Annotated in this window: 21 protein-coding genes; 14 read left to right on the forward strand and 7 right to left on the reverse strand. The window is 72.9% G+C overall.

What is annotated here, in order from left to right; all coding sequences use genetic code 11:
• Positions 1–46 precede the first annotated feature (46 nt).
• The 4 genes from hemE (at position 47) to LW587_RS10655 (ending at position 2,422) form a co-directional block, all read left to right on the forward strand.
• Positions 47–1,117 carry a uroporphyrinogen decarboxylase gene (gene hemE / locus LW587_RS10640; protein ID WP_232629566.1) on the forward strand — a complete coding sequence of 357 codons (1,071 nt, stop codon included), beginning with the start codon at positions 47–49 and terminating at the stop codon, positions 1,115–1,117.
• On the forward strand, positions 1,114–1,563 hold the full coding sequence (locus tag LW587_RS10645; RefSeq protein ID WP_232629567.1) for an NUDIX hydrolase: 450 nt from the start codon (positions 1,114–1,116) through the stop codon (positions 1,561–1,563). The genes hemE and LW587_RS10645 overlap by 4 nt, the downstream gene beginning before the upstream one ends.
• Entirely contained in the window at positions 1,556–1,996 is a 441-nt protein-coding gene (gene hemJ, locus LW587_RS10650) for a protoporphyrinogen oxidase HemJ (RefSeq protein ID WP_232629568.1), read from the forward strand. The genes LW587_RS10645 and hemJ overlap by 8 nt, the downstream gene beginning before the upstream one ends.
• An 87-nt stretch (positions 1,997–2,083) precedes the next feature.
• The gene (locus tag LW587_RS10655; RefSeq protein WP_232629569.1) at positions 2,084–2,422 is read left to right on the forward strand and encodes a lysozyme inhibitor LprI family protein; all 339 of its coding nucleotides are present in this window, start codon (positions 2,084–2,086) and stop codon (positions 2,420–2,422) included.
• A 43-nt stretch (positions 2,423–2,465) separates the two neighbouring features.
• Here LW587_RS10655 and hisG read toward each other — a convergent pair whose 3' ends face one another.
• From hisG to LW587_RS10675, 4 genes are all read right to left on the reverse strand, one after another.
• Positions 2,466–3,443: an ATP phosphoribosyltransferase gene (gene hisG / locus LW587_RS10660; RefSeq protein WP_232629570.1), complete on the reverse strand. Its 978-nt coding sequence runs from the start codon at positions 3,441–3,443 to the stop codon at positions 2,466–2,468.
• Positions 3,440–4,609 (reverse strand): ATP phosphoribosyltransferase regulatory subunit, encoded by a 1,170-nt coding sequence (locus LW587_RS10665; RefSeq protein ID WP_232629571.1) that lies wholly within the window; start codon positions 4,607–4,609, stop codon positions 3,440–3,442. The genes hisG and LW587_RS10665 overlap by 4 nt, the downstream gene beginning before the upstream one ends.
• 97 nt (positions 4,610–4,706) lie before the next feature.
• A complete protein-coding gene (locus tag LW587_RS10670; protein ID WP_232629572.1) occupies positions 4,707–5,594 on the reverse strand; it encodes a TIGR01459 family HAD-type hydrolase in 888 nt (295 codons plus the stop codon).
• Between the two features lie 109 nt (positions 5,595–5,703).
• Positions 5,704–6,330, reverse strand: coding sequence for a TetR/AcrR family transcriptional regulator (locus LW587_RS10675; protein ID WP_232629573.1), 627 nt, complete (start codon positions 6,328–6,330; stop codon positions 5,704–5,706).
• 233 nt (positions 6,331–6,563) lie between these two features.
• Here LW587_RS10675 and LW587_RS10680 point away from each other — a divergent pair, with 233 nt between their 5' ends.
• From LW587_RS10680 to LW587_RS10690, 3 genes are read left to right on the forward strand one after another with little or no spacing between them, the layout of a single operon-like run.
• Positions 6,564–9,980, forward strand: coding sequence for an acyl-[ACP]--phospholipid O-acyltransferase (locus LW587_RS10680; RefSeq protein ID WP_232629574.1), 3,417 nt, complete (start codon positions 6,564–6,566; stop codon positions 9,978–9,980).
• 46 nt (positions 9,981–10,026) lie between these two features.
• Positions 10,027–10,191: a type II toxin-antitoxin system RelE/ParE family toxin gene (locus LW587_RS10685; protein WP_232629575.1), complete on the forward strand. Its 165-nt coding sequence runs from the start codon at positions 10,027–10,029 to the stop codon at positions 10,189–10,191.
• 48 nt (positions 10,192–10,239) lie between these two features.
• The gene (locus tag LW587_RS10690; protein ID WP_232629576.1) at positions 10,240–10,926 is read left to right on the forward strand and encodes a DsbA family protein; all 687 of its coding nucleotides are present in this window, start codon (positions 10,240–10,242) and stop codon (positions 10,924–10,926) included.
• Between the two features lie 621 nt (positions 10,927–11,547).
• On the opposite strand, the gene LW587_RS10695 is transcribed toward LW587_RS10690, so the two are convergent.
• Positions 11,548–12,567: a gamma carbonic anhydrase family protein gene (locus tag LW587_RS10695; protein WP_232629577.1), complete on the reverse strand. Its 1,020-nt coding sequence runs from the start codon at positions 12,565–12,567 to the stop codon at positions 11,548–11,550.
• A gap of 140 nt (positions 12,568–12,707) precedes the next feature.
• On the opposite strand from LW587_RS10695, the gene LW587_RS10700 reads away from it, so the two are divergent.
• Positions 12,708–13,163, forward strand: a complete 456-nt coding sequence (locus tag LW587_RS10700) for a molybdenum cofactor biosynthesis protein MoaE (RefSeq protein WP_232629578.1) — start codon at positions 12,708–12,710, stop codon at positions 13,161–13,163.
• Positions 13,164–13,189: 26 nt separating this feature from the next.
• Complete coding sequence (locus LW587_RS10705) at positions 13,190–14,401, forward strand: AI-2E family transporter (RefSeq protein ID WP_232629579.1); 1,212 nt, start codon at positions 13,190–13,192, stop codon at positions 14,399–14,401.
• 57 nt (positions 14,402–14,458) lie between these two features.
• Here the strand turns inward: LW587_RS10705 and map are convergent, their stop codons facing one another.
• Together map and LW587_RS10715 are read right to left on the reverse strand one after the other, a co-directional pair.
• The gene (map, locus tag LW587_RS10710; RefSeq protein ID WP_232629590.1) at positions 14,459–15,211 is read right to left on the reverse strand and encodes a type I methionyl aminopeptidase; all 753 of its coding nucleotides are present in this window, start codon (positions 15,209–15,211) and stop codon (positions 14,459–14,461) included.
• Between the two features lie 170 nt (positions 15,212–15,381).
• Positions 15,382–16,098 carry an MgtC/SapB family protein gene (locus LW587_RS10715; RefSeq protein ID WP_232629580.1) on the reverse strand — a complete coding sequence of 239 codons (717 nt, stop codon included), beginning with the start codon at positions 16,096–16,098 and terminating at the stop codon, positions 15,382–15,384.
• Positions 16,099–16,412: 314 nt separating this feature from the next.
• Between LW587_RS10715 and LW587_RS10720 the strand changes: the two genes are divergently transcribed.
• The 5 genes from LW587_RS10720 to LW587_RS10740 form a co-directional block, all read left to right on the forward strand.
• Entirely contained in the window at positions 16,413–17,426 is a 1,014-nt protein-coding gene (locus LW587_RS10720) for an AAA family ATPase (protein ID WP_232629581.1), read from the forward strand.
• 17 nt (positions 17,427–17,443) lie between these two features.
• Complete coding sequence (locus LW587_RS10725; RefSeq protein WP_232629582.1) at positions 17,444–18,367, forward strand: DUF58 domain-containing protein; 924 nt, start codon at positions 17,444–17,446, stop codon at positions 18,365–18,367.
• A gap of 60 nt (positions 18,368–18,427) precedes the next feature.
• Positions 18,428–18,895: a DUF4381 family protein gene (locus LW587_RS10730; RefSeq protein WP_232629583.1), complete on the forward strand. Its 468-nt coding sequence runs from the start codon at positions 18,428–18,430 to the stop codon at positions 18,893–18,895.
• Positions 18,896–18,899: 4 nt separating this feature from the next.
• Entirely contained in the window at positions 18,900–19,922 is a 1,023-nt protein-coding gene (locus tag LW587_RS10735) for a VWA domain-containing protein (RefSeq protein WP_232629584.1), read from the forward strand.
• Positions 19,922–20,657: vWA domain-containing protein (locus tag LW587_RS10740; protein ID WP_232629585.1), on the forward strand; the 736-nt coding region annotated here is incomplete at its 3' end. The genes LW587_RS10735 and LW587_RS10740, both read left to right, overlap by 1 nt.

Below are 20,657 nucleotides of genomic sequence, written 5' to 3' on the forward strand. Positions count from 1 at the left end.
CGCGGGCCTTCTCCCTCGGCTCTCGGGGCAAGCGGCAGGATACGGCATGGCGGACGCGACGACGACGGACAGGCCGGTGCTGCGCGTCCTCTCGGGGGAGGCCCTCTCTCCACCCCCCGCCTGGATGATGCGCCAGGCCGGGCGCTACCTGCCGGAATACCGGGCGACCCGGGCGGAGGCGGGCTCCTTCCTCGACCTGTGCTACAACCCGGCCTTTGCCACCGAGGTGACGCTCCAGCCGATCCGCCGCTTCGGCTTCGAGGCCTCGATCCTGTTTTCCGACATCCTCGTGGTGCCCCACGCCCTCGGCCAGGACGTGCGCTTCGTCGAGGGCGAGGGGCCGCGCCTCGATGCGCTCGAGGGCCGCGCCCAGTTCGAAGCCTTGCGCGAGGCCGGTGACCCCGCGATCTTCACGCATCTCGCGCCGGTGTTCGAGGCGGTGGAACGGATCCGCGGGGCGCTGCCCCTAGAGACCACGCTGCTCGGCTTCTGCGGCGCGCCCTGGACGGTAGCGAGCTACATGATCGGCGGGCGCGGCACGCCCGACCTCGCCCCGGCCCGCGCCCTCGCGGCCTCCGACCCGGCCCTGCTCGACGCGCTGCTCGACCGGCTGGTGACGGTCCAGACCGAATACCTCGTGCGCCAGTTTCGCGCCGGCGTCGACGCGGTGCAGATCTTCGAGTCCCATGCCGGCGTGCTGCCGGATTCCCCCGACGGCGACGCCCTGAAGCGGTTCTCGCTCGACCCCATCGCCCGCATGATCGCCGGCATCCGGGCCGAGGTGCCGGGGGCGAAGATCATCGTCTTCGCCCGGGGCTCCGGCCTCGACGGCCACACCCGCGTCGTGCCCGAGACCGGCGCGGATGCCGTGGGTGTCGATTGGGGGGTCGATCTGGCGGCCCTGCGGGCCCGCCTACCGGCCACGACCGTCACCCAGGGCAACCTGCACCCGGAAACCCTGATCGCCGGTGGCGAGGCTCTGGACGCGGCTGTGGATGCCATCCTGGCGGCGACCGAGGGTCTGCCGCACATCTTCAACCTCGGCCACGGCATCACCCCGCAGACGCCGGTCGCCCATGTCGAACGGATGCTGGCCCGGCTCAGGGCCGGCCGGTGAGCCGCATCCGCGTCGCCGCCCTGGCCCTGGTAAGGCCGGACGCTGCGGGTGCGGCGTTGCGGGTGGTGCGCAAGCGCGGCAGCACCCGCTTCATGCTGCCCGGCGGCACGTTCGAGGACGGCGAGACCGACGCGGCCTGCCTCGCCCGCGAATTGCGGGAGGAGGTGGGCCTGACCTTCGATCCGAAGGCCGCCGTCCGCCTCGGCCGGTTCGAGGCGGAGGCCGCCAATGACCCCGGCCACGTCGTCGGGGCGACCGTCTACCGGCAGGAGGCCGCGCCCGGCCTGAACCCGGTCCGGGGCGCGGAGATCGAGGACGTCGTCTGGCTCGCCCTGGACGACATCGCGGGCGATCCGGCGATGCCGCTCGCCCCGCTCCTGACCCGAGAGCTTCTGCCGCGTCTGCGTGCGGCGTCCCCGCTGCGGAGTTCCTCACCCGGTGCTTGACAGTCTGTACCCCTGGATCAAGGCCCTCCACGTGATCGCCGTGATCGCCTGGATGGCCGCGATGCTCTACCTGCCGCGGCTGTTCGTCTACCACGCCGCCCTGCCGGCGGGCTCGCGGGTGCAGTCCGAGACCTTCAAGGTGATGGAGCGGCGTCTCCTCAAGGCGATCATGACGCCGGCCATGATCGCGACCTGGCTGCTCGGGCTGTGGCTCGCGTGGCAGAGCGGCTTCTACGCCGCGCCCTGGCTCCAGGCGAAGTTCGCCCTGGTGGTGGCGATGAGCGGAGCCCACGGGTTCCTGGCCCGGGCGGTCAAGGACTTCGCCGCCGACCGCAACACCCGCAGCCAGCGCTTCTACCGGGTCATCAACGAGGTGCCGACGCTCCTGATGATCGGCATCGTCATCCTGGCGATCGTGAAGCCCTGGAGCTGATTTTTTTTCGCGAGGCCCGGCACCGGGGCGACGACCATCCGTTGGAAGGGCAAAGCGTGGCCGTTCGCCCGCGATGGAGCCCGTCCGATGCGTCTCCCCCTTCTCGCCCTCGCCCTGAGCCTCGCGGCGGCGTCGCCCGCGGCCGCCGCGAGCTTTCCCTGTGCCAAGGCCGAGACGCCCGACGAGAAGACGATCTGCGACACCCGCAGCCTCAACGACCTCGATGTCGAGATGGGCGTGCGCTTCGAGATCCTCAAAGAGCTCCTGCCGATGGGCAACCGAACCAAGATGCAGGACGACCAGGAGACCTGGCTCCAGGAGCGCCGCGCCTGCGGGACGGATGTCGCCTGCCTCGGGGCGGCCTATGAGGGCCGGCTGAAGATCCTGCGCGGGGTCCTGTCGGAATTCGCCAAGCAGGGCGGCTGATCCGGAGCGTCACGCCCCGCCGGAGGGCGGAGCCCGACGCGGATCACAGCCGCGCCAGGAGCCGCTCCGCCAGGGGGTTCTCCGCCGAGAACGCGTAATCGACCCGCCGCACCGTGACCGCCCGGGCGCCCGCCTGCACCAGCGCGTCGGAGAGGTCGAACACCGCATCCGCCGGACAGCGCATCACGATCTCGCCGTCGGCGCCGCGCGGGGCGCCGTAGGGCAGTTCCGCCTCGTGCAGGCCGGCGATCGTGGCGAGGTCGATCGGGCCGGTCTCGGGCAGAGCGGCGCGCACCTCGCGGGTGGTGCGGGCGCGCTCCTCGGCGGCGATGCGGCCGAGCACCGTGCGAAGGGCGGCCCGCGCCTCCTCGCCCCATTGCGCCCTGAGGGAGGCGACGAGGTTGGCCTCCGAGCGCAGCATCACCCCGTCCTCGAGCACCTTGAGGGCGTTGGCGGCCAGCGTCGAGCCGGTGGTGGTGATGTCGACGACGATCTCCGCCGAGCCGGCGGCCGGCGCGCCTTCGGTGGCGCCCAGGCTCTCGACGATCCGGTAATCGGCGATGCCGGCCTGCGCGAAGAAGCGGCGGGTCAGGTTCACGTATTTGGTGGCGATGCGCAGCCGGCGGCCCTGGCGCAGGCGCATCTCGCTCGCGACCTCGTCGAGGTCGCTCATGGCGCGCACGTCGATCCAGGCCTGGGGCACCGCCACCACCACGCTGGCATGGCCGAAGCCCAGCGGCGTCAGGAGTTCGACCCGCGCGGCCGGGTCCGGCAGGGTCTCGCGGATCAGGTCCTCTCCGGTGACGCCGAGATGGGCGGCGCCGCTCGCGAGCTGGCCGGCGATCTCGGAGGCCGAGAGGTAGCGCACCTCGACGCCGGGAAGCCCCGCCAGCGTGCCGCGATACTCGCGCCCGCCCGCCTTCTGCACGAGCTTGAGCCCCGCGCGGGAGAAGAAGGCGCTCGCATTCTCCTGAAGCCGGCCCTTGGAGGGCACGGCGAGGACCAGGGGCTGACCGCTCACGCCTGAACTCCTTCCGAAACCCCGGCCGACGGACCCTCCGCGGTGCAGCGCGACAGCCAGAAGGCGCAGCCGACCGCGGGCAGCGGCACGGGACTGCCGAGCTGCTGCAGCAACCCGTCGTAGCGCCCCCCGCCGACCAGCGTCGGACCGCCCCCCTCGGCCGTCACCTCGAAGATGAAGCCGGTGTAATAGTCGAGGTTGCGCGCGAAACTGCCGCTGAAGCGGAACCGTTCGACCGGGAGGCCGCGGGCCGCCATGAAGCCGGTGCGCTCCTCGAACAAGGCGAGCGCGGCATCGAGCCCGGTATGGGCGAGCCCCGCCTCGGCGGCGAGCGCCCGCACGGCGGCGGCGGCGGCGTCGGGGTCGCCCGCGATCGCGCAGTAGCGCTCGATCAGCGCGCGGTTGCCGGCGTTGAGGCCCGCGCCGCCCTGGGCCTGCGCGGCGGCCTTGGCGAGGAAGCGCTCGGCGATGGCGCCCGCGCTCCGTCCGCCGACCTGCGAGATGCCGGCGATCGACAGAACGTCCTCCACGAAGGCGCGCACGGCGCCCGCGTCCTGGCCCTGGATCGCCGCGAGCAGGCCCGCATGCGGGTCCTCGGCCTGCGTGCCGTTGGCGACCTCGTCGAAGGAGCGGCCGGCGGCGATGGCCCGCAGGGTCCGCCGCTTAGCGACCGGCGGCACGGCGAGCGCGTCGAGGAAGGCGTGGGTCAGCCCCATATCGCCCAGGCGCAGGCTCACGTCGTGCCGGCCGAGCAGCTCCAGCCCCTCGAAGGCGAGCCCCAGCACCTCCGCGTCGGCGGCGGGCGTGTCGGCGCGCCCGATCGACTCGATGCCGCCCTGCACGAACTCGTCGGGCTCACCCGCCGCGAGCCGGAAGACGGGCCCGAGATAGCTGTAATCGGCCGCCTCGCCCGGCCGCGTGGCCTGATGCAGCCGGCAGACCGGAATGGTGAATTCGGGGCGCAGGCACAGCTCGGCGCCGCTCCCGTCCTGGGTCACGAAGATGCGGCGGCGAATGTCCTCGCCGGAGAGTTCGAGGAACGGCTCGACCGGCTGCAGGACGGGGGGCGAGGCGGGGACGTAGCCGCAGGACGCGAAATGGGCGGACAACCGCGCGTGCCGCACCGCCTCCGCCCCGCTCGGGCCGCCTGCCTCCGGTCTCGTCATGGGTTCTGCCGTCGCGCCTGATCCGGGCCCCCATAGCAACCGCCCGCCCTGTTGGCGACATGGGGACAGACTTTTGATGACGCAGGGATAACGGCGGCTACCAGACGAGCCGCTCGATCACCGCGTCGGGCCTGACCTCCTGCCGGGCGAGCCATTCGGCGATGTCGCCGAGGGCGTGGTGGTCGGCGGTGACGCCGAGTTCCTCCGCGTGGATGCCGCGGGCCACCAGGATCGAGGGGAGGCCATAGGCCGACGCCCCGGCGATGTCGGTGCGGATCGCGTCGCCGACCGCCACGACCCGGGCCGGATCCGGCGGGGCCATGCCGTCGAGTTCGCCCGCGATCGCCAGCGCCGTCTCGTAGACCGGCCGATAGGGCTTGCCCGCATAGACGACCGACCCGCCGATCGCCGCGTAGGCCTGGGCGATCAGCCCGGCGCAGGGAATGAGCTTCTTGTCGCGCTCGACCACGAGGTCGGGATTGGCGCAGATCATCGGCACGTTCTTCTCGCGAAACGCCGCGAGGGTGTCGCGGTAATCCTCCTCCGTCTCGGTGTCGTCGTCGAACAGCCCGGTGCAGACGACCCGCTCGGCCGCGTCCGCCGGCACCAGGGTGAGGTCGAGCCCCGCGAAGATCGGCGCGTCGCGCGCGGGACCGAGATGGTGCACCCGCGCGCCGGGATGCTCGGCGATGAGCCGCCGGGTCAGATCGCCGGAGGTGAGGATCGCGTCGTAGGCCTCCCGCGGCACGCCGTAGCCGTCGAGGATGGTCTGCACGCCGGCCCAGGGCCGGGGGGCGTTCGAGACCAGGATCACCCGGCGCGGCCGGGGGCCGGGCAGCGCCCGGAAGCGGATCAGCGCCTCGCCCGCGGCGACATGGGCCCGGCGCCCGTCATGGAGCACCCCCCAGACGTCGCACAGGATCAGGTCGTAGCGCTCGGCCACCGCCGCGAAATGGTGCAGCGTCGGGACGGGGGGATGGGACATGACGGGATCCGGGCGGGTTGGCCGTGGTGCGGGCTCTATACCCGTCTTCACGCCGCGCTGAAGACCAATGCCGCACATCCCCCTCCCCTCACGGATCCCCGGGGGGCGCCTACCCCAAGAACCGCCCGACCAGCAGCCGCGCCAGCGCCCGCGGCGGGTCCGGGGTCAGCACGGCGAGCTTGCCCGAGGTCGAGAGCGAGGCGAGGCCGTGGAGCGCCGCCCACAGCGCCGCGACCGCCCGGCGGCGCTCCGCCCCGTCCGCGATCAGCGGCGCCAAAGCCGCGTCGACGAGTCCGACCGGGCGCGCCAGCGCCCCCGCATACCAGTCCGGGAAGGCTTGGTCGGGGGCGGCGAGATGCTCGAACAGCAGGCTCCAGACCCGCGGGTCGGCGGCGACGAAGACCAGATAGGCGTCGGCCAGCGCCAGGGCGTTGTCCCGCGGCGACCGGCCCGGATCGAGGGCGGCCTCGAGCGCCGCGTGCAGGCGCTCGAGGGTGCGGGCATTGACCCGCAGCACCACCTGATCCAGGTCGCCGACCGCGTTGTAGATCGAGTTCGGCGCGTAGCCGATGACGGCCGCCAGCCGCCGCATCCCGAGGGCGCGGAATCCCTCGTTGCGCACGAGGCGCTCGGCGGCGCCGGCCACCAGCGCGAGGAACCCCTCGCGGTCGTGCTCGCCCCGGGGGCCGCTGCCGCGCGCCTTTCGGGTCCGGGTCGTCTCCTGCGGGTCCTTCATGGCGTTCCGATTGCGCGTCCTGCCCGGGGGATGCGGCCGGGGAGACGGGAGCGGACCGGGCACCGGGTCAGGGATCGGCGTGCCGCCTCGCACGCCCCGCCCCGATAGATTGCACGTCGTGCAAAATCAAGCTTGCGGGGGGGTGCCGACGGGATAATTTGAACGCCGTGCAAAAGCATGATTTGACGCATCGCCCCCAGGCGGGCAGTCATGCTCGAAGCCGGGAGACCACGATGTTCCGCACGCTCATGACGACGCGGCGCTTCGCGCCGCTGTTCTGGTGCCAGTTCTTTTCCGCCTTCAACGACAACTTCCTCAAGAACGCGCTCGCGCTGCTGATCCTGTTCCAGGTGAACGCCGAGAGCGGGGAGAGCGGCAGCGTGCTGGTGACGCTGGCGAGCGCCGTGTTCGTCGGGCCGTTCTTCATCCTGTCGGCGTTGGGCGGGCAGCTCGCCGACCGCTACGACAAGGCGCTGCTCGCCAAGCGCCTGAAATTCGCGGAAATCTTCGCGGCCCTGCTCTCGGTGCTGGGCTTCTGGCTGCATTCGGTGCCGCTCTTGTTCGGCGCGCTCGGCCTGTTCGGCATCATCGCGGCGCTGTTCGGGCCGATCAAGTACGGCATCCTGCCCGATCACCTGAAGCGCGAGGAGCTGACCGCGGGCAACGCGCTGGTCGAGGCCGCGACCTTCCTCGCCATCCTGCTCGGCACCATCACGGCCGGCCTCGCCATGGCAATGGGCGGCCACGCGCTCGGGCTCGGTGCCGGGCTGATGGGCATGGCGGTCCTGTGCTGGCTATCCGCCCGCGCGATCCCGAAGACCGGCGAGGGCGCGCCCGACCTCAGGGTCGATCCCAACATCGCCCGCTCCACCGCCGATCTCCTGAAGGATCTGTGGGCCGACACGCGGCTGTGGCGCGGCTCGGTGATCGTGAGCTGGTTCTGGCTCGTCGGCGTCGTCGTGCTCTCGCTGCTGCCGACGCTGGTGCGCCAGACGCTCAACGGCACCGAGATCGTCGCCACCACCCTGCTGGCGATTTTTTCCGTGGGCATCGCGGTCGGTTCGGGGCTGGCCTCCTGGCTCGCCAGCGGCCGCATCGTGCTGCTGCCGACCCCCGTCGGCGCCGTGCTGATGGGCCTGTTCGGCCTCGATCTCGCCTGGGCGGTGTCGCACGTGCCCCCGCCCGCGGCCGAACCGGTCGGCGCCTGGGAGTTCATCACGAGCCCGTCGGGTCTGCGCATCGCCCTCGACTTCGCCGGGCTCGCGACCGCGGGCGGCCTCTACGTCGTGCCGTCCTTCGCCGCGGTGCAGGCCTGGACCGAGAAGGCCAAGCGCGCCCGGGTCATCGGTGCGGTCAACGTGCTCACCGCCGCCTTCATGGTCGGCGGGACGCTCGCCCTCGCCGTGCTGCAGGGGCTCGGCGTCTCCATGGCGCAGCTCCTCGCCCTGGTGGCGGTGCTGAACCTGATCGTCGGCGCGGTCATCCTCGCGACGCTGCCGACCAATCCCCTGCGCGACGCCCTCTCGATCCTGTTCCGCGCCTTCTACCGGCTGGAGGTGAAGGGCCTGGAGAACGTGGAGAAGGCCGGGCCCAACGCGATCATCGCCCTCAACCACGTCTCCTTCCTCGACGCGCCGCTCGCGCTCTCGCTGCTCGACCAGGAGCCCGTCTTCGCCATCGACCACGGCATCGCGCAGCGCTGGTGGGTGAAGCCGTTCCTGCGGGTGACGAAGGCGATGCCCCTCGATCCGACCCGGCCGCTGGCCACCCGCACGCTCATCAACGCCGTCAAGAGCGGCGAGACGCTGATCATCTTCCCCGAGGGCCGGCTCACGGTCACGGGCAGCCTGATGAAGGTCTATGACGGGGCCGGGCTGATCGCCGACAAGTCCGGCGCCATGGTGGTGCCGGTGAAGATCGACGGGCCGGAGCGCACGATCTTCTCGCGCCTGAAGCGCGATCAAGTGCGCCGGGCGTGGTGGCCCAAGGTCACCGTGACGATCATGCCGCCGGTGCGGCTGACCGTCGATCCGGCGCTCAAGGGCAAGCACCGCCGCCGCGCCGCGGGCGCCGCGCTCTACGACATCATGTCGGACCTCGTCTTCGAGACCGCCGACATCGAGCGCGGCGTGTTCGAAGCCCTGATCGAGGCGGGCGGGCGCCACGGCTGGCGGCGCACGGCGCTGGAGGACCCGGTCACCGGCACCATGAGCTATGCGCGCCTCGTGATGGGCGCCAACATCCTGGCGCGGAAGCTGCGAACGCTCCTGCCGGACGCCCGGAAACCCGTCGGGCTGATGCTGCCCAACGCCAACGGCGCGGCGGTGACCTTCTTCGCCCTGGCGAGCGCGGGCCGCGTGCCGGCGATGATCAACTTCTCCGCCGGCCCGGCGGCCGTGCTCTCGGCCTGCCAGGCGGCGCAGGTCGACACGATCCTGACCTCCCGCGCCTTCATCGAGAAGGGCCGCCTCGGCGCCCTGATCGACGGCATCAAGGACACGGTGCGCCTGATCTATCTCGAGGACGTGCGCGCCAGCGTCGGCACCGGCGACAAGATCCGCGGATTCTTGAGCCCGCGCCGTCCCCTCGTCGCCCGCGTCGGGCAGGACCCGGCCGCGATCCTGTTCACCTCCGGAAGCGAGGGCACGCCCAAGGGCGTGGTGCTCGCCAACCGGGCGATGCTCGCCAACACGGCGCAGGTCGCCGCCCGGATCGATTTCGGGCCCCGCGACAAGGTGTTCAACGTGCTGCCCGTCTTCCACGCCTTCGGGCTGACGGCGGGCCTCGTGCTGCCGCTGGTCTCGGGCGTGCCGGTCTACCTCTATCCCTCGCCCCTGCATTACCGGATCGTGCCGGAGCTCATCTACGGCTCGAACGCCACCGTCCTGTTCGGCACCGACACCTTCCTCACCGGCTACGCCAAGATGGCCCATTCCTACGATCTGCGGAGCCTCCGCTACGTCGTGGCCGGTGCCGAGGCGGTGAAGCAGACGACGCGCAAGACCTGGGCGGAGAAGTTCGGCCTGCGCATCCTGGAGGGCTACGGCGTCACCGAATGCGGGCCGGTGCTCGCGCTCAACACGCCGATGTTCAACCGCTTCGGCACGGTCGGGCGGCTCCTGCCGGGGATCGAGGCGCGGCTCGAGCCGGTCCCCGGCATCGACGAGGGCGGGCGCCTCTCGGTGCGCGGCCCCAACATCATGCTGGGGTATCTCCGGGCCGAGAAGCCCGGCGTGCGGGAAGCCCCCGTCGACGGTTGGCACGACACCGGCGACATCGTCGCCCTCGACGCCGACGGCTTCGTGACGATCAAGGGCCGGGCCAAGCGTTTCGCCAAGATCGCGGGCGAGATGGTCTCGCTGGCCGGCGTCGAGGCGCTCGCCGCCGACCTCTGGCCCGACGCCCCGAGCGCGGTCGCCGCCGTGCCCGACGCCCGCAAGGGCGAGCGCCTGATCCTGTTCACGCAGGCGAAGGGAGCGACGCGAGCCGCCTACCAGACCTTCGCCAAGGGCCGCGGCGCCCCCGACATCGCGGTCCCGGCCGAGGTGGTCGTGCTGGAGCACCTGCCGATGCTCGGCACCGGCAAGATCGATCAGGTGAGCGTGGCCAAGCTCGCCAAGGAACGGGCGGCGACCGCGGAAGCCGCGTGAGGGGAGGAATCCGTCGATAAGATCGCACCGAGTGCGATCTTATCGGATGACCGACGGTGATGCCGAAATACCCTCGCGCGCCTTCAAGACCGCCGTCTTCGCCCGGTTGGCCTGCGAGGCGCGCATCGATGATGCCGCGCTGTGCGAGGCGCTTCGGGAGGTCATGCTCGGTCCGGTTGATGCAAAAATAAACCACGCTCGGCGAGGATGAGGGGACATGCGCGGTCGGCTCAGGCCGCGCCCGACCAGGGATTCGCCCATGAGCCTCGACCGTCGCCGCTTCCTCGCCTCCTCGCTCGGCCTCGCGCTCGCCGGCCCTGCCGCCGCGCAGAGCTACGGCCAGTTCTTCAAGGTCGAGAACGACGAGGGCCGCCCGGTCGCCAACATGCGGCTGCCGGGCGAGATCACCGGGCAGATCCAGGAACTGCGGGGCGTGACCTATCTCGGCCCCCGCGAGGCCGAGGTCACGCTCTACGAGTTCTTCGACTACAACTGCCCCTGGTGCCGCCGGGCCGCCGCCGACCTCACCGCGCTCTCCGCCAGCGATCCGGGCCTGCGCATCGGCCTCGTGCACAACCCGATCCTCTCGCCGATGTCGGCCCAGGCGGCAAAAGTCTCGCTCGCGGTCCAGCGCAAGCTCGGCTCGGCCGCGGCCTTCGCCTTCTACGGCCAGCTGCTCGCCACCAAGGGCCAGATCGACGGACTCAAGGCGCTCGACCTCGGCGCGAAGGCCGGCGTCGCCCGGGCCGAACTCGAGCAGATCGCCGACAGCGACGAGGTCCGCCAGGCGCTGCGCGCCCATATGGGCGTCGCGGCCAATCTCGGCCTGACCGCGACCCCGTCCTACGTTCTCGGCAATACCGGCGTGCTGGGCCATCCCGGCGTGAAGTCGCTGGCCCGGATGATCGCGGCGGTGCGGCGCTGCGATCAGATCGCGTGTGGGTAGGGCCGGCAGCCGATCGGCGTCTGCGCGCACCCGAAGCCCCGGAACCCTGGCAAAGCTCGTGCCTGACGCCCATGCAACCGGTCGTGGCGTTACGGGTTGCATTTCCCAGGGCGATCGATTGATCTGCGCAATGATCTCACCCCGATCTTGAGATGCATTCGCGACGATCAGGCGCGATGCTCTGGTGGGGCTCCTGGCAGCGATGCTGTGGGGCGTGGCAGTCTGGGCGCGAACCCGGCGCGGCGCGTGGGGCGCTGGCCGGCCGGTATCCTCGCCGCGCTGGCGGTCGCCGCCCCCGCCGTCATGATCCCGAAGGCCCTGACCGAGCCGGACCAGGCAACAAGCCGAGCGCTGCGGGCGCAGGACAAGGAAGCCGCAGGCCCGATCATGGTGCCCGAGACGATCCTCTATCGGGTGAACGGCGCCTCCCATCGCGATGAGGAAGCGTGCGGACGCCGTAGGCCTTCGCCTGCTCGACAACGGGCCGGGCAAGATGGTGATGGGTGCAGCGGTCAGGCCGCCCGACATGCCCGCGCCCTGACCTCGATGTCCGCTTCCCACGCGAGGACGGGCCAGCCGATGGGCACGCAGAACGATCGAATCGCGATCGCCCAACCTCGCCTACCCCTCCTCCGCCTGCAACACCCGATACTCCCGCCCGAGCGCGCAATAGCCCTCGACGATGTGGCTCATCATCCCGCGCTTCTTCGCGTCGAGGGTGCCGAGGATGCGCGCCGGGCGTCCGCCCCAGAGATGGCCGCCTTCGAGCAATTGGCCCGGATCGGTGGTCGAGCCGCCGGCGAGCATCACGTCGTCGGCCACCACCGTGCCCGGCGCCAGCACCGAGCCGATGCCGATGAGGGAGCGCGCGCCGATCCGGCAATCGTTCATGCGGACGTTGTGGCCGATGGTGGTGTCGCGCCCGATCACCACGCCCTCGCCGCGGGTGCGGATCACGGTGTTGTCCTGAATGTTGGAGTCGGCCCCGACCACGATCGGCCCGACTTCGGCGGCGAGTTCGCAGGAGAACAGGACGGTGGCGCCGGCGCCGAGGGCGATGCGGCCGGAGAGGCGGGCCGTGCGGGCCACGAACACGCTCTCCTCCACCTCCGGCGGGGCCGCGTCCGGGACGGCGGGGCGCTCGTCGGCGGCCTCGCGCAGGCGCTCGGCCCGCTCGTTCAGCTCCTCGATCGTCACCGGGCGCAGGCGCTTGGCCGGGTTGCCGCCATAGGCGTGGCCGGCCTCCAGCCGGGAGCGCGGGAAGATCGTGGCGCCCGCCTCGATCAGCACCCGGTCCTCGACCACCGCGCCGTCGAGGATGATCGCGTCGTCCTCGATCACCACGTCCGAGCCGACCGTGCAGGCATGCACCACCGCGTTGCGGCCCACCGTCACCCGGTCGCCGATCCGCGTCGGCAGCGATTCCGTGGCGATGTGGACGGTGGAGCGGTGCCCGAGCCAGAAGCGATCGCCCGCGCTCACCGGCTGGCCGTCGCTGCGGATCACGCTGTCGTCGCCGAGCCAGGCCTGGGCCCCGAGGGTGGCGGTGCCGATCACCGTGCTGCCGCGCCCGCACCAGACGGGCCGCGAGGCGAAGACCGGCAGGACGCCAGCATAGGGCAGGATCAGGTCGGGCGTCACGGGCGGCTCGCATCTCGAAGGCGGGCACGCCGTGGCGCGCCGGGCTTGGTGAGCCATATAGGCGCACGGGCCCGCGGGGTAAGTCGAGACGTGAGCGCCCCCCGCCGGGGCCCGGCGAGGTTTTACCGAACGTGGACACCATGAACCCGGTCAGCATCCAGTCGGAGCCGTTCGACACCGCCGCCGAGATCGCCCGGGTCGAGGCGGCGCTCGCCGGCCGTGCGGGCGCCGTCGTGACCTTTTCGGGGCTGTGCCGGAACGAGGACGGTCGGCTCGCCGCGCTGGAGCTGGAGCATTACCCCGGCATGGCCGAGGCCGAGATCGGCCGGGTGGTCGCGGAGGCGCGGTCCCGCTGGCCGGTCCAGGCCCTGCGGGTGATCCACCGCCACGGCCTCGTGCGGCCGGGCGAGGGCATCGTGCTCGTCGTCACGGCCTCGCCCCACCGCAAGGCGGCCTTCGCGGCGGCCGACTTCCTGATGGACTATCTCAAGACCCGCGCCCCGTTCTGGAAGCGCGAGCACCTCGCCGACGGCACCACCGGCGGCTGGGTGGAGGCGACGCAGGCGGACGCCGCCGCCGCCGAATCCTGGGCGTGACCCCCCAACCCGAAAGCCGACATCCGATGAGCGCCCTCTCCTCCGCCGGGACGCGCGGCCTCGCGGCCGCCGGCATCGCCGTCGTCGCCTTCGCGGCCGGGCTCTGGCTCGCCTGGACCGCCGCGGCGACGCTGCTCCTGATCTTCTCCGGCATCCTGTTCGCGGTCTTCCTCGACGGGCTGACCCGGGGCCTCGGCTACGTGCTGCCGGCGCCGCGCTGGCTGCGGCTGACCCTCGCGACCCTCACCCTGTTCGGGCTCGCGCTCGCGCTCACGGCCTTCGGCGGCGCCACCGTGGCCCGGGAGGGACGCGACCTCGGCACCACCGTGCGCCAGCAATCCGAGACCGTGCGGACCTGGCTGAAGGACCACGGCATCGAGATCGACCTCCTCCAGAATGCCGCCTCCGCGACCGACAAGGGCGGTGACGGGGCCGGGGATCCGGGCGGTGGCAAGACCGGAGAAGGGGCTGGCGCAGGGAGCGGTGCAGGGAGCGGCGAAGGGAGGGGGCAGGACGGGAGCCGAGAGGACAAGGGCCAGAAGCAGGGCGGCCTCGCCGGCCTCGCCTCGGGCGCCCTGAAAAGCCCCGGCTCCCTCCTGTCGGATGCCGGCAGCGTGCTCGGGCCGGCGGCGAGCGTGGTGCTCGGGCTGTTCAACGCGCTCGGCAACGTCCTCGTCATCGCCTTCCTGGGCATCGCGGTCGCGGCCGATCCGGGCGGCTACCGCTCGGGCGCCCTGCGCCTCGTGCCGCCGCGCCACCGGGAGAAGGGCGCCCGCGTTCTCGACGGGGCGGGCGAGACCCTGCGGCACTGGCTGTTCGGCCAGCTCCTGACCATGCTGGTGATCTTCCTGCTCACCTGGGCGGGGCTCAGCCTCCTCGGCATCGGCGGGGCCTTGATCCTCGGGCTGCAGGCGGGGCTACTGGCCTTCGTGCCGACCATCGGCCCGATGATCGCGGGCGCCATCATCATCCTGAGCAGCCTCGCCTCCGGGTTCAACGCGGCGCTCGGGGCGACGGGCGTCTACCTCGCGGTCCAGGCGGTGGAGAGCTACGGGCTCACCCCCTTCATCCAGCGCCGGGCCCTCGACATCCCGGCGGCCACGATCTTCGCCGGCCAGCTGCTCCTCGGGGTGCTGTTCGGCCTGTGGGGCGTGGCGCTGGCCCTGCCCCTCGTCGCGCTCATCAAGGTGCTGCTGGACGAGCTCTACATCGAGGACGCGCCCGGCGAGCCGGGGTGAGCGTTTTCGGGAAGCCGGACGCGGTCGGCGGGATCGCGGTGCACCGCGGTCCCGCCCCTACGGCCCCGGCATGGTGAGAACCAGCGGTCCGTTGCGGGTCGCCACGACGGTGTGCTCGTACTGCACCGTGAGGGCGCGCGGCCGGCTGTAGAGGGTCCAGGGATCGTCGCCATCCTCGGCGAAGGTGGCGCCGAGGGACAGGAACGGCTCGACGGTGAACACCATCCCGTCGGTCATGATCCGACGCTCCGACGCGTCGGGCCAGGTCGCGATCTCCTTCGGCTCCTCGTGCAGCGACAGGCCGACGCCGTGGCTCGCGAGATTGCGCACCAGCGTATAGCCGTTCTTCTCGGCGAAGGCGCCGACGGCCCGGCCGATGGCGGAGAGCGGCTTGTTGGCGCCGACCTGCCGCAAGCCCATCCACATCGCCCGGCGCCCGTCCCGGCACAGCCGCTCGACCGCGCGCGTCACCGGCGGCACGGCGAACGACGCGCCGGTATCGGAGAAGAATCCGCCCTTCTCCGCCGAGACGTCGATGTTGACCAGATCGCCCGGAGCGATCCGGCGTTCGCCCGGGATGCCGTGGGCGATCTCCTCGTTCACGCTGATGCAGGTCGCTCCGGGAAAGCCGTAGACCATCTCGGGGGCCGAACGGGCCCCGGCCGCCTCCAGGACCTGTCGCCCGATCCGATCGAGTTCGCGGGTGGTGATGCCGGGTTCGATCGCCGACTTCATCACCTCGAGCGTGTCGGCCACGATGCGCCCGATCAGCTTCAGTCCGATCAGGTCGTCCTCGCTCGACACCGTCACGTCGGTTCCTTTCGCCAAGCCCTCGAAGACCCAGACCCGACGGTGCCGGACCGACGGGACGCCTTCAAGCCTCCCCCGGGCCGTCCTTCGCGCGCCCGGCCTCCGCGATGGCCGCGGGCGGGCCCGCGGCCCATCCGGACGAACGCCGCGGCACCGTTCGGGCCGAGGCGCTAATCCGCGGTCTGGGCCGACCAGGTCGCGTGGCGGATGCCCGGCTGCGTCTGCAGCTCGCCCGTCACGGCATCGAGCTCCTTCGCCAGCACCGTCGTGGCGGTGAGCGTGGCGATGACGTCGACCGCCTCCTCGCCGCGTTCCTCCACCTCGATGGCGCCGACGGGATAGCCCGCCGCCTCCAGGCGCTCGACCAGGAGATCGCGGGCGGGCCCCGAGCCGTCGGGCGCCACCGTCACCTGGACCTCGTAGGTCGCCTCGGTGGCGCTCTCGTCGATCGGGATGCGGTCGATCAGGTTCACCAGCGGGCGCAGCAGGGTGTTGCCGGCCAGGACCGCCACGGTCACGAACCCCGCCTCCAGGGGCAGGTCGGCCCCGGCGAAGGCGCCCACGGCGGCCGAGCACCAGAGCGTGGCGGCGGTGTTGAGGCCGCGCACGTTCATGCCCTCCTTCATGATGACGCCCGCGCCCAGGAAGCCGATGCCGGAGACCACGTAGGCGACGATCCGGGTCGCGCCGTCGCCGCCGGTCAGCCGCATGCCGAGATCGACGAAGGCCGCGGCCCCGAGCGCCACCAGCACCGCGGTGCGCAGACCCGCCGTGCGCTGCCGGTACTGCCGCTCGGCCCCGATCAAGGTGCCGAGGCCGAAGGCGACGGCGAGGCTGACCGCGGAATTGAGGGCTTCGGGGGTGGGAACGGGAAAGGGGCCGGGCATCGTCGTCCATCGCAAGGAAAGGCTCTGGCTGGCCGAGGAGCGTGACGGTTGCGTGACGGATCCCGGCGGCCGGCCTCGCGCTCTGTTGAACGGCGCGCTCCGATCACCCCCCGGGCAAATCGCCCGACCCCGCCGCTGCGGCACGCCGTGGGATTGACGGCGCGTGGCGCCAGCGGGCACACGGGAAAGGTTGAGGGCAACCTAAGAATAAGCCCCGACGAGGAAATGTGCGAGGAGAAGCGCATGAGGCAGGTGGCTCACCCTGCGAACGTCGCCCCGTGTCCGGGCGCGGCCGGCCGCGCGGCGGTGCGGGCATGAGCGGACCGGCCCTCGCCGAAGCGCCCCCCCGGCGCTCCGAGACCCCCGCGGCCGCCGGCATCCGCGACCGCATCCTCCAGCTCCGCGACGGGCTCGCCCACGGGCTGATCGGCGCCGACACGCTGGTCGAGCGCCTGCTGATCGGGCTCCTGACCGGCGGCCACCTGCTGATCGAGGGCGCGCCCGGGCTCGCCAAGACCCGCGCGGTCAAGCGCCTCTCCGACGGGCTCGACGGCTCCTTCGCCCGCGTCCAGTGCACGCCGGACCTGATGCCCGCCGATCTCACCGGCACCACCGTCTGGCGCCAGGATGCGGGCACGTTCGAGTTCCTGCCCGGCCCCCTGTTCCACTCGCTGATCCTCGTCGACGAGGTGAACCGCGCGCCGCCCAAGGTGCAGTCGGCCCTGCTGGAGGCGATGGCCGAGGGCCAGATCACGGTGTCGGGCCACACCCACCGCCTGCCCGATCCGTTCATGGTGGTGGCGACGCAGAACCCGATCGAACACGCCGGCACCTTCCCCCTGCCCGAGGCGCAGCTCGACCGCTTCCTGCTCCACGTCGTTGTGGAGATGCCGGACGAAGCCTCCGAGCGCCGCATCCTCGATCTCGTCGAGGGCGAGCTGAACCATCACGCCGAACAGATGCCGGTGCGGCTCACGGTGGCGGAGGTGATCGCGGCGCGGGACGCGGCGCTCGCCACCTACGTCTCGCCCGCGCTGAAGGACTACCTCGTGCGGCTGGTCGCCGGCACCCGCACCGACAGCGTGGCCCCGGATCTGCGCGCCGCCATCGAGCACCCGGCCTCGCCCCGCGGGACGCTCGCCCTGATGGTGGCCGGCAAGGCCCGTGCCTTCCTGCGCGGGCGGGACCACGTGGTGCCCGAGGACATCGCGGCCCTGGCCGCCGACGCCCTCGCCCACCGCATCGGCCTGACCTGGCGCGCGGCGGCCGAGGGACGCACGACCCGGGGCATCGTCGCCGGGCTGGTCGAGCGGACGCGGGCGCTCTGACATGCGGGCCTGCTGACATGGCCGGCTCCGCGACGCCCGCGACCGACCTGCTCGAGACCCCCGGCATCCACCTCTCGGGCGCCGGGCTGATGAGCCTGCGCCACCTCGCCCGCCGCGGCGTCTCGCCCTCGACCCGCACCATCGCGGGGCTGCCCGGCGGCATCGTCACGCGCAAGCGCGGGCGCGGCTCGGAGCCGGACGATGTGCGGCTGTGGTCGGAGGGCGACGACCGCCGCTTCATCGACCGCAACGCCACCGCCCGCACGGGCGAGCTGCACGTGCGCACCCACCACGACGAGCGCGACCGCGCCGTGGTGCTGATGGCCGATTTCCGCCCCTCCATGCTGTTCGGAACGCGCCGGGCGCTGCGCTCGGTCGCGGCGGCGGAGGCGCTGGCCCTCCTCGGCTGGCGCATCGTCGGCGATGGCGGGCGCATCGGCCTGATCGTGGCCTCGGCCGGCGAGCCCGCGGTGGTCCGGCCGGCGGGTGGCGAGCGGGCGATGACGGCGGTGACCGGGGCGCTCGCCCACGCCCACGCGGCGGCCCTGGCGGGCTCGGCGAAGGACGATCCCCCCCTCACCGACACGCTGGCGCTCGCCCGGGCGCTGCTGCCCTCGGGCGGCCATCTCGTCATTGCGAGCGCGCTGGACGCCCCCGGCCCCGACCTGGAGGGACTGATGACGGCGCTCGCGGAGCGGCTCTCGATCCGGATGCTGCTCGTCAGCGACGCCTTCGAGCGGGCGCGGCCCTCGGGCTTCTACCCCTACGCCCTGCCGGACGGCCGCCGCGGCACCGTGCAGGACGACCGCGCCGCCCATTCCACCGCCGACACGCGCCTCGCCCGGCTCCATGCCTGGGGCGTCGAGGGCCTGCGCATCGACGTGGAGGCCGGCCCGGAGAGCTACGCCCCCCTGATGGAGCGGCTCGATGCGGTGCTGTGACGGGCGCGGAACCGCCGCTCCCCGCAGGCGGGGAGAGGCACGGCACGGAGGGGATGCGGCTTGACCGATAGTCCCCCTCCCCTCGACCTCACCGCGCTGCGCGGCCTCCACCTCCCCACCGGCGGCGGCGGGGCGGCGCAGCCCGAGATGGTGGCCGCCCTTGCCCTGGGCTTCGGCCTCGCGCTCCTCCTCGGCCTGGTCCGGATCGTCCGGGCCCGGCGCGGCGCTTCGGTGCGGCGGGCGGCCCTGCACGCGCTGCGGCAGGCCGAGGCCCTGGAGCCCGAACCCCGCCGCGTGGCCCAGGCCCGGCTGCTGCGCCGCCTCGTGCGCACCCTGAAGGGCGAGGAGGCCGCCCGCGCCCGCGGCGGCGCCTGGGCCGAGACCCTGGACGCCACCTTCGCCACCGACTTCTTTCGCCGCGGTCCCGGCCAAGCCCTGACGGACGGGCTGTACCGGCGGCCCGGGGGGGCGGATCAGGCCGCCCTGGATGCCGGGCTCGCCCGGCTCGTCGCGCGGATCAGGGCCTGAACCGATGTCTGCGTGGTTCACCGCCCTTCTCTCGGCCTTCGATTTCGCCGCGCCCCTGGCGCTGCTGCTCCTGCCGTTGCCCCTTCTCGCCGCCCGGCTGATCCCGCCGGAGCGCGAGGGCGGCAGCGGGGCCCTGCGGGTGCCGCCCACCCTCGTCGGCGGAGCCGAGAGCGCGGAGGCGGTCGCGGCGCGGGGACGGCGCCGGCTCTGGCTCACCGGCACGCTCTGGGCCGCCCTCGTCGTGGCCCTGGCCGGCCCCCGCCTCGTCCTGCCCGCGACGGCGCTCCCCGCCTCGGGGCGGGAGATCATCCTGGCGCTCGATCTCTCGGGCAGCATGGAGCGCAAGGATTTCGCCCTCGACGGCGAGACCGTGAGCCGGCTCGCGGCGGTCAAGCGCGTCGGGGCCGATTTCATCCGCCGCCGGGCCGGCGACCGCATCGGCCTCGTCGAGTTCGCCGATCAGGCCTTCGTCGCCGCCGCCCCCACCTTCGACACCGCGAGCGTCGCCCGGACGCTGGAGGAGGCGACCATCGGCCTCGTCGGCCGCTCGACCGGGATCGGCGACGGGCTCGGCCTCGCCCTGAAGCGCCTCGCCCCGGCCCAGGTGGCGAATGCGGAGGGCGGCGGCCCGCCGCCCGCCCGCGACAAGGTCGTGGTGCTGCTCTCGGACGGGGCCAACAATGCCGGCCAGACGGCGCCCAAGGACGTGGCGCAGCTCGCCCGCGACCTCGGCGTGCGCGTCTACACCATCGCCCTGGGGCCGACCGACATGGCCGACAACCCCAACAACGAGCAGGACGTGGTCGATGTCGAGACCCTGCGGGCCATGGCCGAGGCGAGCGGCGGCCGCTCGTTCCGCGTGAAGACCACCGACGACCTGGAGACCGTGGCGAACGCCATCGACGATCTGGAGGGCGGGCGGGCCCAGGCGCCGCCGCTGCCCCTGCGGCGCGACCTCTGGCCCTGGCCCGGGGCGCTGGCCCTGCTCTGCGCCTGCGCGCTGCTGGCGACGAGGCGCCGGACATGATGGATGCGTTCGAGAGCGTCACCCTGCTGCGCCCGCTCTGGTTCCTCGCCCTGCCCGTCGTGGCGGCCCTGGCGCTGCGGGCGGCGTGGCGCTCGGCGCCGCTCGGCGATTGGAGCCGGGCGGTCGATCCGGCCCTGATGGCGCTGGCGACCCGGCGCGGCCTCGTGCTCGGCGGGCGGCGACAGGCCAACTTGGCCGCTGCCCTTGCAGCGGGCCTCCTCGCCGTCGCGCTGACCGGCCCGGCGGTGGAGCGCCCCGAGGCCGCGACCTTCCGCAACCTCGACGCCACCGTGATCGTGCTCGACCTGTCCCGCTCGGTCACCGAGGGCGGGCGCTTCAAGGAGGCGCGCCAGACGGCGGAGGCGGTGGCCGAGGCCGCCGGCACCCGCTCGGTGGCGCTCGTGATCTATGCGGGCGACGCCTACACCGCCGTCTCGCCGACGACCGACCGCGAGGCGATCGGCACGACCCTGTTCGCGCTCGACGCCGACACCGTGCCCGACCGCGGAACCCACCCGGAGCGCGGCCTCGCCCTGGCCCGCCGGATGCTGGCGGAGGCCAACGTCGTCGCGGCGGACGTGGTGCTGATCTCGGACGGCGACGGGATCGGGCAGGCCGCCGAGCGCGAGGCCGCCGCGATCCGGGCCCGGGGCTGGCAGCTCCACGGCCTGTTCGTGCCGGCCGCCAAGAGCCTGCCGCCCGGCGCGCCGGCCACCGACCGCACCGCCCTTGACC

It is taken from the genome of Methylobacterium sp. Leaf118 (assembly GCF_920984675.1).
Taxonomy (GTDB): Bacteria; Pseudomonadota; Alphaproteobacteria; order Rhizobiales; family Beijerinckiaceae; genus Methylobacterium.

Bases quoted from the DNA above. Each gene is read 5' to 3' on its own strand.
- LW587_RS10725 (WP_232629582.1), top strand. From the start codon at position 17,444: ATGGCCGGCTCCGCGACGCCCGCGACCGACCTGCTCGAGACCCCCGGC.
- LW587_RS10735 (WP_232629584.1), top strand. From the start codon at position 18,900: ATGTCTGCGTGGTTCACCGCCCTTCTCTCGGCCTTCGATTTCGCCGCG.
- LW587_RS10700 (WP_232629578.1), top strand. From the start codon at position 12,708: ATGAACCCGGTCAGCATCCAGTCGGAGCCGTTCGACACCGCCGCCGAG.
- LW587_RS10705 (WP_232629579.1), top strand. From the start codon at position 13,190: ATGAGCGCCCTCTCCTCCGCCGGGACGCGCGGCCTCGCGGCCGCCGGC.
- LW587_RS10670 (WP_232629572.1), bottom strand. From the start codon at position 5,594: ATGTCCCATCCCCCCGTCCCGACGCTGCACCATTTCGCGGCGGTGGCC.
- LW587_RS10685 (WP_232629575.1), top strand. From the start codon at position 10,027: ATGACCGACGGTGATGCCGAAATACCCTCGCGCGCCTTCAAGACCGCC.
- LW587_RS10680 (WP_232629574.1), top strand. From the start codon at position 6,564: ATGTTCCGCACGCTCATGACGACGCGGCGCTTCGCGCCGCTGTTCTGG.
- LW587_RS10720 (WP_232629581.1), top strand. From the start codon at position 16,413: ATGAGCGGACCGGCCCTCGCCGAAGCGCCCCCCCGGCGCTCCGAGACC.
- LW587_RS10655 (WP_232629569.1), top strand. From the start codon at position 2,084: ATGCGTCTCCCCCTTCTCGCCCTCGCCCTGAGCCTCGCGGCGGCGTCG.
- hemE (WP_232629566.1), top strand. From the start codon at position 47: ATGGCGGACGCGACGACGACGGACAGGCCGGTGCTGCGCGTCCTCTCG.
- LW587_RS10665 (WP_232629571.1), bottom strand. From the start codon at position 4,609: ATGACGAGACCGGAGGCAGGCGGCCCGAGCGGGGCGGAGGCGGTGCGG.
- LW587_RS10690 (WP_232629576.1), top strand. From the start codon at position 10,240: ATGAGCCTCGACCGTCGCCGCTTCCTCGCCTCCTCGCTCGGCCTCGCG.
- LW587_RS10715 (WP_232629580.1), bottom strand. From the start codon at position 16,098: ATGCCCGGCCCCTTTCCCGTTCCCACCCCCGAAGCCCTCAATTCCGCG.
- LW587_RS10675 (WP_232629573.1), bottom strand. From the start codon at position 6,330: ATGAAGGACCCGCAGGAGACGACCCGGACCCGAAAGGCGCGCGGCAGC.